The 14,607-nt window shown below is 68.7% G+C and carries 16 protein-coding genes; 9 read left to right on the forward strand and 7 right to left on the reverse strand.

Going from position 1 to position 14,607, the window contains the following annotated elements; translation table 11 throughout:
• The first annotated feature begins 60 nt into the window (after window positions 1-60).
• Window positions 61-1,119, forward strand: coding sequence for a non-homologous end joining protein Ku (gene ku, locus ACWDV4_RS07385; protein WP_449975614.1), 1,059 nt, complete (start codon window positions 61-63; stop codon window positions 1,117-1,119).
• Window positions 1,120-1,178: 59 nt separating this feature from the next.
• Here the strand turns inward: ku and ACWDV4_RS07390 are convergent, their stop codons facing one another.
• Window positions 1,179-1,568, reverse strand: a complete 390-nt coding sequence (locus ACWDV4_RS07390; RefSeq protein ID WP_449975616.1) for a PPOX class F420-dependent oxidoreductase — start codon at window positions 1,566-1,568, stop codon at window positions 1,179-1,181.
• Between the two features lie 116 nt (window positions 1,569-1,684).
• Between ACWDV4_RS07390 and ACWDV4_RS07395 the strand changes: the two genes are divergently transcribed.
• Complete coding sequence (locus tag ACWDV4_RS07395; protein WP_449975903.1) at window positions 1,685-2,509, forward strand: SCO6745 family protein; 825 nt, start codon at window positions 1,685-1,687, stop codon at window positions 2,507-2,509.
• A 56-nt stretch (window positions 2,510-2,565) separates the two neighbouring features.
• A complete protein-coding gene (locus tag ACWDV4_RS07400) occupies window positions 2,566-3,234 on the forward strand; it encodes an HAD family hydrolase (RefSeq protein WP_449975617.1) in 669 nt (222 codons plus the stop codon).
• A 61-nt stretch (window positions 3,235-3,295) separates the two neighbouring features.
• Here ACWDV4_RS07400 and ACWDV4_RS07405 read toward each other — a convergent pair whose 3' ends face one another.
• Entirely contained in the window at window positions 3,296-4,024 is a 729-nt protein-coding gene (locus ACWDV4_RS07405; RefSeq protein WP_449975618.1) for a DUF981 family protein, read from the reverse strand.
• 146 nt (window positions 4,025-4,170) lie between these two features.
• Here ACWDV4_RS07405 and ACWDV4_RS07410 point away from each other — a divergent pair, with 146 nt between their 5' ends.
• Window positions 4,171-4,662: an NUDIX domain-containing protein gene (locus tag ACWDV4_RS07410; protein WP_449975619.1), complete on the forward strand. Its 492-nt coding sequence runs from the start codon at window positions 4,171-4,173 to the stop codon at window positions 4,660-4,662.
• A gap of 7 nt (window positions 4,663-4,669) precedes the next feature.
• Here ACWDV4_RS07410 and ACWDV4_RS07415 read toward each other — a convergent pair whose 3' ends face one another.
• Entirely contained in the window at window positions 4,670-6,340 is a 1,671-nt protein-coding gene (locus ACWDV4_RS07415) for an MDR family MFS transporter (RefSeq protein ID WP_449975620.1), read from the reverse strand.
• A 342-nt stretch (window positions 6,341-6,682) separates the two neighbouring features.
• Between ACWDV4_RS07415 and rfaE2 the strand changes: the two genes are divergently transcribed.
• Window positions 6,683-8,479, forward strand: coding sequence for a D-glycero-beta-D-manno-heptose 1-phosphate adenylyltransferase (rfaE2, locus tag ACWDV4_RS07420; protein ID WP_449975621.1), 1,797 nt, complete (start codon window positions 6,683-6,685; stop codon window positions 8,477-8,479).
• Window positions 8,476-9,402 carry a glycosyltransferase family 2 protein gene (locus tag ACWDV4_RS07425; protein ID WP_449975622.1) on the forward strand — a complete coding sequence of 309 codons (927 nt, stop codon included), beginning with the start codon at window positions 8,476-8,478 and terminating at the stop codon, window positions 9,400-9,402. Before rfaE2 ends, ACWDV4_RS07425 begins: the two co-directional genes overlap by 4 nt.
• On the opposite strand, the gene ACWDV4_RS07430 is transcribed toward ACWDV4_RS07425, so the two are convergent.
• The 3 genes from ACWDV4_RS07430 to ACWDV4_RS07440 all read right to left on the reverse strand — a co-directional run bounded on the left by ACWDV4_RS07430 (window position 9,332) and on the right by ACWDV4_RS07440 (window position 11,672).
• Window positions 9,332-10,444 carry a glycosyltransferase family 9 protein gene (locus tag ACWDV4_RS07430; protein WP_449975905.1) on the reverse strand — a complete coding sequence of 371 codons (1,113 nt, stop codon included), beginning with the start codon at window positions 10,442-10,444 and terminating at the stop codon, window positions 9,332-9,334. The genes ACWDV4_RS07425 and ACWDV4_RS07430 overlap by 71 nt on opposite strands.
• A 68-nt stretch (window positions 10,445-10,512) precedes the next feature.
• A complete protein-coding gene (locus tag ACWDV4_RS07435; protein ID WP_449975624.1) occupies window positions 10,513-11,100 on the reverse strand; it encodes an Hsp20/alpha crystallin family protein in 588 nt (195 codons plus the stop codon).
• A gap of 74 nt (window positions 11,101-11,174) precedes the next feature.
• Window positions 11,175-11,672, reverse strand: coding sequence for a DUF2231 domain-containing protein (locus tag ACWDV4_RS07440; RefSeq protein WP_449975626.1), 498 nt, complete (start codon window positions 11,670-11,672; stop codon window positions 11,175-11,177).
• A gap of 240 nt (window positions 11,673-11,912) precedes the next feature.
• Here ACWDV4_RS07440 and ACWDV4_RS07445 point away from each other — a divergent pair, with 240 nt between their 5' ends.
• The 3 genes from ACWDV4_RS07445 (at window position 11,913) to ACWDV4_RS07455 (ending at window position 13,894) form a co-directional block, all read left to right on the forward strand.
• The gene (locus ACWDV4_RS07445) at window positions 11,913-12,695 is read left to right on the forward strand and encodes a TNT domain-containing protein (protein ID WP_449975627.1); all 783 of its coding nucleotides are present in this window, start codon (window positions 11,913-11,915) and stop codon (window positions 12,693-12,695) included.
• Between the two features lie 85 nt (window positions 12,696-12,780).
• Window positions 12,781-13,047 carry a hypothetical protein gene (locus tag ACWDV4_RS07450; protein ID WP_449975629.1) on the forward strand — a complete coding sequence of 89 codons (267 nt, stop codon included), beginning with the start codon at window positions 12,781-12,783 and terminating at the stop codon, window positions 13,045-13,047.
• A 31-nt stretch (window positions 13,048-13,078) separates the two neighbouring features.
• Complete coding sequence (locus tag ACWDV4_RS07455) at window positions 13,079-13,894, forward strand: glycerophosphodiester phosphodiesterase family protein (RefSeq protein ID WP_449975630.1); 816 nt, start codon at window positions 13,079-13,081, stop codon at window positions 13,892-13,894.
• A 33-nt stretch (window positions 13,895-13,927) separates the two neighbouring features.
• Here the strand turns inward: ACWDV4_RS07455 and ACWDV4_RS07460 are convergent, their stop codons facing one another.
• The gene (locus ACWDV4_RS07460) at window positions 13,928-14,494 is read right to left on the reverse strand and encodes a DUF3592 domain-containing protein (RefSeq protein WP_449975631.1); all 567 of its coding nucleotides are present in this window, start codon (window positions 14,492-14,494) and stop codon (window positions 13,928-13,930) included.
• Window positions 14,495-14,607: the final 113 nt, after the last annotated feature.

Genomic DNA, 14,607 nt, shown 5'->3' on the forward strand with positions numbered 1-14,607 from the left:
CCCTCGTCCGCACTTCAAACAGATGCGATCCTGATCGATATCGGATGAAGGGGCAGGGGAATGCGGGCCATCTGGAAAGGTGCGGTTTCGTTCGGGCTGGTCTCCATCGGAGTCAAGCTTTATTCAGCTACCGAGGAAAAGGACATCCGCTTCCACCAGGTGCACCGTGAGGATGGCGGCCGAATCCGCTACAAACGCACCTGCTCGGTCTGCGGCGAGGAGGTCAGCTACGACGACATCGCCAAGGGGTACGACATCGGCGGCGGCGAGATGGTGATCCTCACCGACGCGGACTTCGCCGACCTGCCGTTGACCACCTCGCACGCGATCGACGTACTGGAGTTCGTACCGGCCGAGCAGGTCGACCCGATCCTCTACAACAAGGCGTACTTCCTGGAGCCGGAAGGGGCGGCGACCAAGCCGTACGTGTTACTGCGCGACGCGCTGGCCGACGCCGAGCGGGTGGCCATCGTCAAGGTGGCGCTGCGCCAACGCGAGCAACTCGCCACGCTCCGGGTACGCGAGGGCGTGCTGCTGCTGAACACGATGCTCTGGCCGGACGAGATCCGTACGCCGGACTTTGGCTTCCTCGACGAGAACATCAAGGTACGGGGTCCGGAGTTGGCGATGGCCAGTTCCCTGATCGACTCGATGGCCGGCGAGTTCGAGCCGGACGCGTTCACCGACGACTACCGGACGGCGTTGCAGGAGGTCATCGACGCCAAGGTCGAGGGTCGCGAGGTGGTACAGCCCGAGGAGGTGGAGGAGGCACCGGCTGCGGCGGTGGACCTGATGGCGGCGCTACGCGCATCGGTGGACCGCGCCCGAGCCGCCCGGGGTGAGGCACCAGCTGCCCGGGGCAGGGCAGCGGGCGCAGGCGCGGCAGCGGGCGGGGGTGGCGCTGGCAAGCCGACGCCGATCACCTCGGCGAAGTCGGCCCAGCGGGCGGCTCAGGCGGCGAAGAAGACTGCCGCCAAGAAGCCGACCAAAAAGGCTGAGGGTGCGAAGAAGACCACCGGCAAGAAGACCGCCGAGAAGGCGACCGGGGCCAAGGCAACCGGCCGGAAGACGGCCGAGAAGAAGGCCGCCCCGAAGAAGGCGGCCCGTAAGAGCGCCTGAACCGGGTCCGCAAAAGCCTCTGAGCAGGGCCTGCAGGAGCGCCTAAGCCACCCGCTCGGTCAGCCGCGCCCCAGTTTCTGGGTAGGCGTGATCCGGACGATCACCCGCTCCTCACCGGGTTGCAACGGATACCGGTCCTGGCCGAGGTACTTCTTCGCGAGCTGGTGGATGTGCGCCTCGGCCCCTTCCTCGACCAGCTCCGCGGTGCCCTTGACCCAGAGCGTCCGGAAGTCGTTGGCCCGGTCCACCACGGACACCGCCACCGACGGGTTGCGCTGGAGGTTGTCGTACTTCACCCGCCCCTTGGCGGTGTTGAAGACGATGTACTCGCCGTCGGTGTCCACCCACACCGGGGTCACGTGCGGGCTGCCATCCGCCTCGATCGTCGCCACGTGGGCAAGGTGCGGCTCGTTGAGCAGAGCCAGATCTTGGTCAGTAAGGATCGTCATGGTCCGAAACTACCGCCGGATCAACGTTGACAGTCACCTACTTCCCAGCCAACTTAACTAACGTTAAGGTTCGAGGGGTGGAAAACATCGACGATCCGCAACGGCTCGCTCGGCTGATGTGGACACACTTCGAACCAGTACACGCCATCACCTACTTCCACCCCCGCCCCGAAGCGGCGTACGAGGCAGTCGGGCTACGTGGCTGGCGCAGGTACTTCGCCGCCCGATCCGCACCGCTGGGCCCAGTCGAGGCGGCACCTGTGGTCGCCGCGTTCTTCGGATTCTCCCCCGCCATGGTGGCCCGAGCCCTGCCCTCGGTCTGGCGCCTGGTCAGCCCGGAGGAGGCGTTACGAACCCGGCTCACCGGAGCCGTGCAGGCCCTCGCCGAACTGACGTACGACCTGCCGGAAGCCCACGTCGCCGAGTTGGCCGAACTGCTGGAGGCCGCCGCCGGGCACCTCGACCACAGCGGCCGAATCCTCGGGGCGGTCAACGCAGCGCTGCCCCGCCCCGAGCAGTCCCTCGGCCGGCTCTGGCAGGCGGCCACCACGCTACGCGAGCACCGGGGCGACGGGCATGTCGCCGCACTGGTGACGGCCGGGCTGGACGGGCCAGAATCGCTCGTCTGGCGGGCCAGTGTCGACCTGCCCCGGCAGGTGTTGCAGCCCTACCGGGGCTGGACCGACGAGGAATGGCAGGCGGCAGTGGACCGGTTGACCGCCCAGGGCTGGCTCACCCCGGACGGGAAGCCGACCGAGGCCGGACGTACGGCGTACCAGGCGGTCGAGGAGGCCACCGATCGGGCAGCGGCCGGCCCGTGGCGGGCCCTCGACCCGGCACAGATCCGCCGGCTGCGGGAGCTGATCTCCCCGGTCGCCCACGCCTGCTACGCGGTTCTGCCGCCCGTCACCCCACACGGCCTGCCCGCACCGATCAGCTGAGCCTGGCCATATCCGTCATCCTGGCCGCCCTGCCGATGGTCGCCAGGTCGGGCAGGATGGTGAACGTGACGGATGCGGTGATCTTCGACTTGGACGGCGTAATCGTGGACTCCGAACCGGTCTGGGAGGAGGTCCGGCGCGCCTACGTGGCCAACCACGGTGGCCAATGGCAGCCGGACACCCAGCACCGGCTGATGGGGATGAGCACCAGGGAGTGGTCCCACTACCTCAGCGAGGATCTCGGCGTCGACCGTACGCCGGAACAGGTCGCCACCGAGGTCATCGAGGAGATGACCCGGCGGTACGCGGAACACGTACCCCTGATCGACCGCGCCGATCAGGTCGTCAGCCGGCTCGCCGGGCGGTGGCCGCTGGGGTTGGCCAGCTCCTCGCCCACCCGGCTGATCGCGGCGGCGCTGGCCGCGACGGGCCTGACCGACACGTTCCGCACCACGCTCTCCACTGAGGAGACCGCCCACGGCAAGCCCGCGCCGGACGTCTATCTCGCCGTCGCCGAGACGCTCGGCGTCGAGCCGGCACGCTGCGTCGCCATCGAGGACTCGTCCAACGGCGTACGCTCGGCGGCCGCCGCCGGGATGCGGGTGATCGCGGTGCCACACGCGGCCTATCCACTCGCCCCGGACGCCGAACAGCAAGCCGCCCTGCTCCTGCCGGCCATCGGCGACCTCACCGAGCAGACGGTCGAAGCCGCCACCACGAACTAGTGGTGTTAGGAAGGGCCCCTTCCTATGCAAAAAGCGATAGAAAGGGGCCCTTCCTAACGGACTACTGGGTGTTGACGATCAGGCCGATGTGGGTGAAGAAGTTCAGCGCACCGAAGAGGGTGAAGACGACACCCGCGATCGCCCAGGCTGCTCCGGCGGCGATCAGCAGTGGCCGGGTCATCTTGCGCAGACCGAGCGGAAGGAGCACCGCGCCGATACCGGTCAGGACGTACAGGCCGGAGATGAAGCTCGCCTCGATCAACGGGTACTCCGCGAACTCGCCGGAGATCGGTTCCTCCGGTGGTGCCGCGAACAGGGTGTACGTCCAGCCGGCAGCGGCGATGGCGAAGCAGGCCAGACCGAGCGCGAAGACGAAGACGGAGATCGGACCGATCAACCGTCGTACCTGGTCGGTCCGGACTCCGCCAGCATCACCGGCCGCCATTTCGAACAGCGGGGCACGTCGCCAGAGCACCAGCGCGGCACCGAGCATCAGCGCACCGAACGCCAACGCGGGCTCACCGAAGATGATGTTGTCGAAGGCGAAGCCGCCGCTGGCCAGTGGCCAGGTCAACGTCATGTGCAGGCCGGTCAGGAAGAGGATCGCACCGAGAATCGCGAAGGCGACCGCCCAGCCCTCGGCGACGATCGGCTTGTGGTTGACCACCTGTCGTCCGAGCGCGACAACCAGGATCAGGCCGACGCCTGCCGCCAACGCCATGATCGTGTTGTAGGTGGGCATCTCCACCCAGTTGATCTTCAGGCCGTCCTGCGCCAGCAAGCCGGTCACCATTCGACTCCCTTCCGACCGTCGACCGGACGCAGGGCTTCGCTGCGTCCCGGCCATCCCGGGCAGGTATGGCCATTGCGGCGCGTTCCCCGGCGGCCCCGGGTGAAACGCGACTCATCCGCCAGGCACCGCCGTAGATTGGCCCGATGAGCATTTCCTGGGCTGATTCGTACGTTGGACAACTTCGTGCCCTAGCCGGTGACCGGACACTGATGTTCGTCGGTGCACGGGCGGTGCTCCGCGACGACGCCGGTCGGGTGCTGCTGATCCAACGCTCCGACAACGGCCACTGGGCGATGCCGGCCGGGGCGATGGAGTTGGGCGAGTCCATCGCCGACTGCGCGGCCCGGGAGGTACGCGAGGAGACCGGCCTGCTGACCAGCTCGGTAACCGCCTTCAGCCTCTACACCGGACCGGACCGGACAAACACCAATATGTACGGCCACACGTACCAGCTCTTCACCGTGGCGTTCCGGGTGGACGCATGGGCCGGTGATCTGCTGACTGTCACCGATGAGACGACCGATGCCCGGTTCTACCCGATGGACGAGTTGCCGAGTCCGATTTCCCCCACGGTAATCGAGACCCTGGCTGATCTGGCCGCCTTCGAGCGGACCGGCCGGCTGGTCCTGAAATAGCGCAGAGTCAGAGCATCGTCTGGCTCTGGGCCTCCATTTCGCTGGCTGCCTCCTCCTTGGTCGCCTTGTCCAGGGGCTTACCGCCGGGAGCGGGTGCCTTGCCGCCAGCTGGGCCAACCCCACCGGTCGCCCCCTGCGGACCGGCCCCCCGCAACTCCCGGTCCGGCATCAGTACGGTGACCACCACCGCCAGGATCGCGATCAGCCCGGTCACCAGGAACACCAGATGCAGTGAATTGACGAACGACTCCTGGATGGCGACCCGGACCGGATCGGGCAGCGCCAGGATCTTCTCCGGCTCGTTGATCGAAATGTTGCCCGCACCGCCGACCGCAGTGGCCTGCTCCGGCGGCAACTGGGCCAGTGCCCCGGGCAGCCGCTCGGCCAGCCCACTGTTCAGCCGGGCGGTGAGCACTGCACCGAGGATCGCCACGCCGAACGAGCCGCCAAGCGACCGGAAGAAGGTCGCCGCCGACGTACCGGCCCCCAGGTCGCGTGCCTCCACGGCGTTCTGCACCGCGAGAACCAGCGACTGCATGCAGAGACCCATCCCAATTCCGATGATGACCATGACGGTGAACGCGAGCCACAGCGACGTCCGTACCTCCAGCAGGGTGAAGAGCAACATGCCGACCACCAGCACCACCGACCCGGCCACCGGGAACCACTTGTACCGGCCGTACCGGGTCATCGCCCGCCCGGAGAGCACCGACATGACGATCACCCCGGCCATCATCGGCAGCATCAGCAGACCGCTTCGGGTCGGCGAGGCCCCCTTGACGATCTGTAGGTAGAGCGGGATGAAAATGATCGACCCGAACATCACCAGACCAAGTACGAATCCGGCGATGTTGGCCAGCGCGAACGTCGGCCGGCGAAACAGGTGCAGGGGCAGGATCGGCTCACCGACCCGGGCCTCCTGAAACAGAAAGACCACCGCGAGTACGGCACCAGCCGCGAACAGCCCGATGATCGTCGGTGAACTCCAGGCGTACTCGTTGCCACCCCAGCTCAACGCGAGCAGCAGGCAACTCACCCAGACCACCAGCAGTGCCGCCCCGAGCCAGTCGAGCGCATGCTTGCGGCGCTGGAACGGCACCATCCGCATCACCCGGTAGCAGACCACGATCGCCAAGATGCCCAGCGGGATGTTGATATAGAAGATCCACCGCCAGTTCGTCTCGGCGAAGTACCCGCCGACGAGTGGCCCCGCCACCGAGGACAGTCCGAAGACCGCGCCGAAGAGCCCCTGGTAGCGCCCCCGTTCCCGGGGCGACACCACATCCGAGATGATCGTGAAGGCGAGCGTCATCAGCCCGCCCGCCCCGAGGCCCTGGATACCCCGTGTGACGATCAACTGGACCATGTTCTGCGACAGTCCGGCCAGCAGCGAACCGATCAGGAACGTCACGATCGAGAACAGGAAGACCGGACGGCGGCCAAGCAGGTCGGAGATCTTCCCGTAGAGCGGAGTGGAGGCGGTGGACGCGAGCAGGTACGCGGTCACCACCCACGAGTAGTGGGTGATCCCGCCCAGCTCACCGACGATGGTGGGGAGCGCGGTGCCGACGATGGTCTGATCCAGCGCGGCAAGCAGCATGCCGGTCATCAACCCGGCCATGAGCAGCAGAATCTGTCGGTGACTCAGTATTGGGCGGTCGTCCTGCGCGACGGTCATCGCGGCTCCTCCCCTGGTGGTTCCCGATCCCCGCGATGTCCGGGGCGGCCCTGACCCGGCCCCGGGGACCTCATGGGCCCAGTCTCGACCGAGCCGTACCGTCTCGCCCGGGGATCGGCCAGATCAGGACCGATCCCAACAGTCCGGACAGCGCCGACAATCGCCCGGACAGCCCCAACAGCACCCGTAGCCCCCACCGGTAGCACCGCGTTAACGTGCAACGGCAGCGCAGGGCCGGCGGCAGCGGCCGTCCCCAGGGCCACCCGCAGCGCAGAGCCAGCGGCAGCGGCTGTGTCCGTACCCGCAGGTTTGACCCGGACCACGACGGGGACCCGCAGCCGTATGGCGACAGGCGCAGCGGAGAGCGGCCGACTCGCGGCCGTGGTGGACGACTGGGTAGGACGCGGCGTACTGGTGGTCGGCGACGCCATGCTCGACGAGTGGCGATTCGCCGACTCGGACCGGCTCTGTCGGGAGGCCCCCGCCCCGGTGCTGACCCTCCGCCGCCGGCTCGCGGCGGCCGGCGGCGCAGCAAACACCGCCGTCAACCTCGCCGCACTGGGCGGGCTCGCCGCACTGGTCTCACCGATCGGCGCGGACGCCCCCGGTGACGAGCTACACGACTGCCTGGACCGGGCGGGTGTGCTGGACCGTACGGTGACCCAGCAAGGCCGGCCCACCCCGGTCAAGCGTCGACTCCTCGCCGCCGATCAGATCCTGATCCGGGAGGACGAAGGCGACGCCGACGACGAACTACACGACGACACCATCGACCGTCTACTCAGCGCGCTGTCCTGCGCCGCCGAGGAACTACTCATCCTCACCGACGGGCGACCGCCCACCCTGGTGGTCTGCGACTACGGCCTAGGCGCGCTGCCCGGGGCGATCCGCGCCTGGCTGGTCGCCCACCGCGACCTCTTCGCCACCGTGGCACTGGACGCCCACGACCTGGCCGACTGGCGTGGTCTCGCCCCGACCGTGGTGACCCCGAGCTTCGCCGAGGCCACCCGGCTGCTCGACGTGGCCGCAAGCACCCGGGACGGAACCAGAGCGGCCCAGGCGGAGATCGACGTGACCGGGGACCGTACGGCAACCGTCGACACCGGCATCGACCGGGCCGACGTGGCCCAGGCGCACCTCGCTGAGCTGCGCAAGCGTACCGGGGCTGAGGTTGTGGCGGTGACCCTCGACGGGGATGGCGCGGTCGTCGGCGGTGCCGACGGTCATCCTCGACGCAGCCACGCCACCCGGGTCCCGGCCAGCCACGCGGTCGGCGCGGGCGACGCCTACCTGGCTGCCATGACGCTGGCCCTGGCCGCCGACGCGCCGCTGCCCACGGCCGCGCAGTTGGCCCAACTCGCCGCCACCATCACCGTCTCCGACACCGGTACCTGCGTCTGTCTCCGGGACGACCTGCTCACCGCGCTCGGTGCGACAGCTGCGCCGGCCTCGCCCGCTGCCCTGGCTGCGCCGGTGTCCCCTGTGGCAGCTACCGTCCCGCCGGCAGCCGGGGCCGGGCCGGTGCCGCCCGCAGCCGGGGCCGTACCGACGTCACCCGCTGCTGTGACGGCGTCCGCGCCGGCGGCCACCGTCGTCGACCACGCTGAGCTGACCACGCTGGTGGAACAGCATCGGCAGGCAGGACGGAGCATCGTCTTCACCAACGGCTGTTTCGACGTCCTGCACCGGGGGCATGTCCGCTACCTGGATCAGGCCCGCGCCCTGGGTGACCTGCTGGTGGTCGCGGTCAACTCCGACGACAGCGTACGGCGACTCAAGGGGGCGGATCGGCCGGTTAACCCGGTCGAGGACCGGGTGGCCGTACTCGCCGCGCTCTCCTGCGTGGACCATGTCGTCGTCTTCGCGGAAGACTCACCGGTCGCGTTGATCGAGACCGTCCAACCCGACGTGTACGTCAAGGGCGGCGACTACCCGCCGGAAATGGTCCCCGAGGCACCTCTGGTACGTCGACTCGGCGGCCAGGTATACACCCTCGGTTACGTACCGGACCGGTCCACCTCGGCGATCATCGAGCGGATCCGCTCGCAGGGTGAAGCGGTTGGTGAGGTGATTGGAAGGGGCCCTTCCTCTACAGAAAACGATAATAGGGGGCCCTTCCTAACCGGCAGACCGTCGTGAGCCGGCCGCTGGACCCGGGCTGCCAGGAGGAGTTCCGGGACGACCGGCGGTTACTGGACGTACTGGTCCCGACCCGGGACCGACCGGCTGAACTGGCCGTCACGCTCTCCGGACTGGCCGCACAGGGCGGTGAGGGTGCGATCGGGTTCGGGGTGGTGGTCAGCGACCAGTCTGACGGGCCGGCCCCCTGGACCGATCCGGCGGTGGCGGCGATGGTGCGGGTGTTGCGACATCGGGGCCATCCGGTGCTGCTCACCCGACGGCTGCCTCGGCGCGGGCTCGCCGAGCATCGTGCCTACCTGCTCGACCAGTCGACCGCCCGGTACGTCCTCTACCTTGACGACGACGTCTGGCTCGAACCGGAGACGGTGGACCGGTTGCTGGCCGCGATCGGCGAGCTGGGCTGCGGTTTCGTCGGCAACGCCGTACACGGGTTGTCCTATCTGCACGACGTACGGCCGGAGACCCACCAACATTATGTGGAGTGGAGCGGGCCGCCGGAGCCGGAGGAGATCCGGCCGGATACGCCGGAGTGGGACCGAGCGCAGATCCACTCGGCGGCGAACCTGCTGCACGTCACCGCCGCCCGCCGGCTGCCCTCGGGGCAGTGGCGGGCGTACAAGGTGTCCTGGATCGGCGGGTGTGTGCTCTACGACGCGGCCCGGCTGCGGGCGGCCGGTGGGTTCGACTTCTGGCGTCAGGTGGGTGAGCGGCACCAGGGCGAGGACGTCGCCGCGCAGCTCAGCGTGATGTGCCGGTACGGCGGGGCCGGCATTCTGCCCAGCGGGGCCTACCACCTGGAGTCGCCGACCACGGTCACCGAGCGGGACGTCGAGGCGTGGGAGGTGGTGCTCACCGGTGGGTCGGCGAGTCCACCAGATCGGCCACCGCCGCCAGCACCTCCACCACCGGTACGTCGGTGACGAAGGAGACCCGGTGCGGGCAGTCCCCGTCGCCGGGCCGGTCCGGGTAGATCTCCCGGCTACAGTCGACGCCGCAGACCGGGCAGTTGAGGGTCCACGAGCCGATCGGCCGGTGCCGGGCGCGCAGCGGGGTCGCGCAGTTGAGCAGGTTGCCGACCCAGAAGATGCCGACGGTGGGGGTGCCGACGGCCGCCGCCACGTGCACCGGGCCGGTGTCGTTGGAGATCACCACTCGGCAGTCGGCGTAGCAGCCGATCAGGCCGCCCAGGGACAGTTCACCGACCAGGGAGCGGACCGGCACCCGGGCTGCCGAGACCACCTGCTCGGCCAGCGCGCGCTCGTCCGGCGTACCGGTGACCAGCACCTCGTACCCGTCGGCGACCAGCGCGTCGGCCACCTCGGCGAAGCGTTCCGGGGGCCAGCGACGCCGGGGGTCGCTCGCCCCGGGATGCAGGGCGATCCGGGGTACGTCCGACCCGCCGACCACGTCCCGTGCCTCGGCCCGGTCTGCCTCGGTCACCGCCAGGTACGGGGTCAGCCGGACCGGTGGGGCACCCACCAGACCGGCCACCTCCAGATAGCGCACCACTTCCGGCTGGTAGTAGACGTAGCGCAGCCAGCGGTCCAGGGATGGGGCGTTCTCGGTCCGGAGTCCGGCGGTGAGCCGGGCGCCCAGCCCGGAGATCACCGGGTTGGAGTTGGCACCCCCGCCGTGCATCTGTAGCGCAAGGTCGAATCGTTCCCGGCGGGCTTCGGCGAGGAAGTCGGCCATGGCTTCCTTCGACGGTGGCGCCTCGCCGGCTCCGGCGGTACGGATACCGTCGGCGGGCGGCACCACCAGCACCCGGTCGACCGGGCCGGGCCGGTCGGCGAGCAGACGGGTGTGCCAGGGGGCTCCGATCAGCACCAGTTCGGCGTCCGGGTAGGCGGCCCGCAGGGCGTCCAGAGCCGGCAGTACGAAGATGAAGTCGCCGAGGGCGTTGGCCCGCAGTACGGCGATCCGCTCGACGTCGGGCACCCGGTCGCCGATCTGTCCGATCATGGCCTGGCTGCTGCTCATGCCCTGGCTGTTGCCCATGTCCCGGCTGTTGCCCATGTCCCGGCTGCCGGTCAGCCGCTCTGCCACCGGGCGGTACCGGGGGCACCCGCCTCGGGGCGGTGCAGTTCCCGGTCGGCGGCCGGGTCACCGGCGATCGGCCTGGTGAGCCCGCCCTGGGGCGTACCGGCGGTGGGTTCGGGGTAGAGCCGCCGACCGACGGTGATCGTCCGGGGGGTGGTGCGGGCCGTTCGGGGCAGCATGACGGTCAGCAGGCCGTGGTCCATCACCGCGTCGATGTGCTCCAGGTCCGCCTGCGCCGGCAGGTCGACACGATATTCGAATCCCCGGGTACGGGAACCGGTGCCGGCCATCCCGTGGTCGGCGTTGACCTCCTCCTCGGACCGGGCCCGGATGCACAGTTCCCGCTCGTCGAGTTCGAGGGCGACCTCCTCTGGGGCTACCCCGGGGAGCCGGGCGACCACCGCCCAACCGGTGTCGGTCTTGCACAGTTCCACGTCGGGGCTGCCACCTCCGATACTGGCCAGCGCCGAGTCGACCATGCGCCCCAGTCCGGATCGGAGGGTCTGTAGGTCGGCCACCGGGTCCCACCGCCGTTCGGCTGGGCGTTGTTTCTGCTGCTGTTCGCCACGCTCGGTCATCCTGCGTCCACTCCTATTCCGCCCGCCCGCTGTTCGTCGTTCCGCTGCTCCGCCAACCGGTTCGCCGTGTTCCGCTACTTCGCCAACCGGTTCGCCGGGCGACGCCGGAGGGAACTGGGGGCATCGAGGTTGGCGTCGGGGTCTACGCCCACGCCGAGACGGTCGACCAGTTCGCCGCCGAACCAGGCTCCGAGCCCGGCTCCGACGATGGCAACCACTTCGATGGCCACCAGCGCTCCTCCGGCGGTGCGCGTATCGGCGGCCATCCGTACCGCCCAGACCGCGGCGAAGAGCACGATCACGGCGCTGTTGGTCAGAGCGTGGGCAACGCCGATCCGCTTGGCCCGGGTATGGCGGGGGATGGCCCGTAGGTCGATCGCGCCGGCCGCTGCGGCGAAGACGCCGCCGATCAGCCCGACGACGATGTTCCAGTACGCCACCTCGCCGAGGAACCGCGGGCCGCCGAGGATGTCGATCACGTCGAAAATGACGGCCGACACGAACAGCGCCACGGGAAACATCACCAGCATCGGGTGCACCGGATGCCCCATGATCTTGACTCGACTCTCCATGGTCGCCCTCCAGGGTTGGCGATCCGGCGCGCTGGGTGAGGCGGTACCCGGTGGTCGGGGCGGCAAACCTCGCCGATACGAATCCGACTCCACGGTCCCGGTGTTCTCACCGGCCACATCACTGAACACCAGCGCTAAAACGGACACATCTCTCTTCCCTTACTAAAGGGCAATTTAGTGCTAAATTCGCAGAACACCCCGAAGATTGGTCGCCATCGGTCTGGTTTTCGGAGGTTCCTGATGAGGTACAGACGCGCCTTTCTCGCCGTACTGGCCGGTGCTGCCCTCGTACTCCCGCACCCGGCGGCCGTCCCCGCGTCAGACCGCCCGTCCCTGGTACACGACCAGGACGAGCGCGGTGGTCGGGCCGAATGGGGCGGTGGCGGCGGCGGGGTGAGCGGCTGCCAGCCCGGTACGCCCGCACCGGCCACTCCCACCGGGCGGTACCACGGGGATCGGGCGATCTTCGGCCCCGCCGACCTTCCGGCCACCGCCCCGGTCAGCGACCTGCTCCGCAACTACCGACGGTTCGGCGCCCTGGACCGGGCAACCTTCCTGGAGCAGTACGGCAACGCCGCGAAGGACGGCTGGGTCTACCCACCGGCACTCGGCTTCGTACTCCTGCCCGACGGGCGGCCAATCAAGTTCGCCTTCGAGTTGCAACCCGGCCGCCGCATCGACCGGTTCGGCTTCCCTGGCGGCAGCTTCCTCGCGCCTGCCGGCACTCCGTACGCCCGACGCGCCCTGCCCCCACAGTCGCTGAACACCCCGAACCAGGCCCCACTTGCCAACTACCACGTCTACTGCGTGGTCAAGCCGTTCACCGTGGACGCCGGACCGATCGCCCCCTGGTTCGCCCAACCGGGCTTCGGCATCCAGTTCAAACTGGAGCAGAAGTACCTACCCGAGGCGGGCGCAGCACTCAACGTCACCTGGCTGCTAACCAACGGCTACCTGGTGGAGGAGGCCCCCAGCTCGGGGGACGACCCGGTGACGGAAAAGGCCGTAATCCACGCCGCGTGAGCTGGGCACCATGCCGCGTGACTGTCATCCACGCCGCGCGAGCTGGGCAGCCATGCCGTAGGAGCTGGGCGGATAACCTGCGCTAGTGGACCGGTACGAGCTATGCGACGCCCTGCTGGCGGCCGGCGTGTCACCGGACGCGTTCCGGCTGACCGGCGTGCACGAACCCGTACCGGTCTCGGCCGACTTCTGGTTCCTCCGGCCGGGTACGGGCGGGCCGGACGGTGGACAGCGGTGGGAGATCGGGTCCCACGAGCGCGGCACCGACGAGGTACGCGCGGTGCTCGACTCGGAACCGGCTGCCTGCGCCCAGCTCTATCTGGCCCTCACCGGGCGACCCGCACCGACTTGACCTACCCGCATCTGTCGATATTTTGATCACCGTGAACATCAAGAAGTCTCGCGTATTCGCCATCGTGGGCGCCCTGACCGCCGGCCTCCTCACGGTCGTCACGCCCGCCACCCCAGCTGCCGCGTTGCCCGCCTGCCCGCAGATCTTCGGCCACGGCGGCTACCCGACCCAGGCCAACCCCTGGGACCGCGACCAGGTACGGCAGCCCAACCATCCACGCGGCCTCACCGCCCAGAAGAGCTGGGGAGCCAGCGGAGTCGAAGCGGATCTTCAGCTCACCAAGAACGGCACCAAGGCGGTGATGTGGCACAACACCACCACCAACGGGCTGACCGGCACCCGGAAGGCCATCACCGAACTCTGGTGGGCCACCGGCAGCGACATGCTCAAGGGTCGAACGATCAGTCGAGGCCCCTACACCGGCGAGACGGTCTACACCTTCCGGGAGTGGCTGGACGCCGCTCGGGCCCGCCAGATGATCGCCCTGGTGGAGGTCAAAGGGGAAGCCAAGCAGTCGTTGCTGAACGCCGACTCGACCATCAAGGCGGCGGCATGGAAGGAGGTGATCGACCCGATCAAGGAACGGATCGCGGGACAGGAAATCATGATCTACACGCACGACACCGCGCTGAAGCCCGAACTCGAAAGCCGGATCACGGCGGCGGGCTTGGGGGCCACCCTGACCAACCGGCCGACCTGGGTCGACTCGGTCGGTTGGGAAGAGCCGCCGCCGGCCGCCTCTGGCAACTACACCAAGTGGCAGAGCACCCTGAACCAGGGGCCGAAGCGGATCGCCACCAGTTGGACCAAGGACTACAAGACGTGGTTGGCCGGCAAGTGCGCCTGAGCTGACCCGTACGTGAAGCGGGCGGCCGGATCGTCAGCGTCGCCCGCTCCGCTTGTGCTTGGAACGGCTGGTAAACCTGTGGCCAGCAGGAACAAGGGCCCGGGCGGCAGGGCGGCGCTGGGTCGACCGACGGGCAGACCAGCCTTGGAACGGGATACGGGACAGCAACAGGGGGACCCCCGCGACCAGGATCATGAATCCGGCCACTCCCAGCACCCCCTGCACCCGGCCCCGGTGTCCGCTGAGCTGATCGAAGTCTGTGACGAAGTCGCTCGGGTCGGCAGGATTCACCCAGATCTGCACCTCATCGCCGATCAGTCGGCACTCCTCAAAGCAGGCAACCTCCTGCGTATACGTCCGCCCGGCCGACTCGTACCGGAAATACATGGTGGTCGAACTGCTCGACCGGTTACCTCCCGACTCTGTCACCCGGTTCTGGACAACCGCTCGCGTCGGGACGCCAGTCGCGCGCAGCTCGACCTCCCAGTCGTCGAGCGCGGACTGGGTATGAAACGGCAGCCAGAGAAGCGCACCTCCGGCCACAACCAGTAACACACAGCCAAGGGTCACCCACGCCGACGAGCGTTCCTGTACAGCCACCCGATCATCGTGGCGGGCAACTGCAACCTCGCCTCAACCGCAACCATGATCGACGGCTGAGGTAACGCGACACAGGTTTGGAACCCTCGCCACTGCCACTGACCTTGCACTCG

The organism is Micromonospora sp. NPDC003197 (assembly GCF_053590565.1).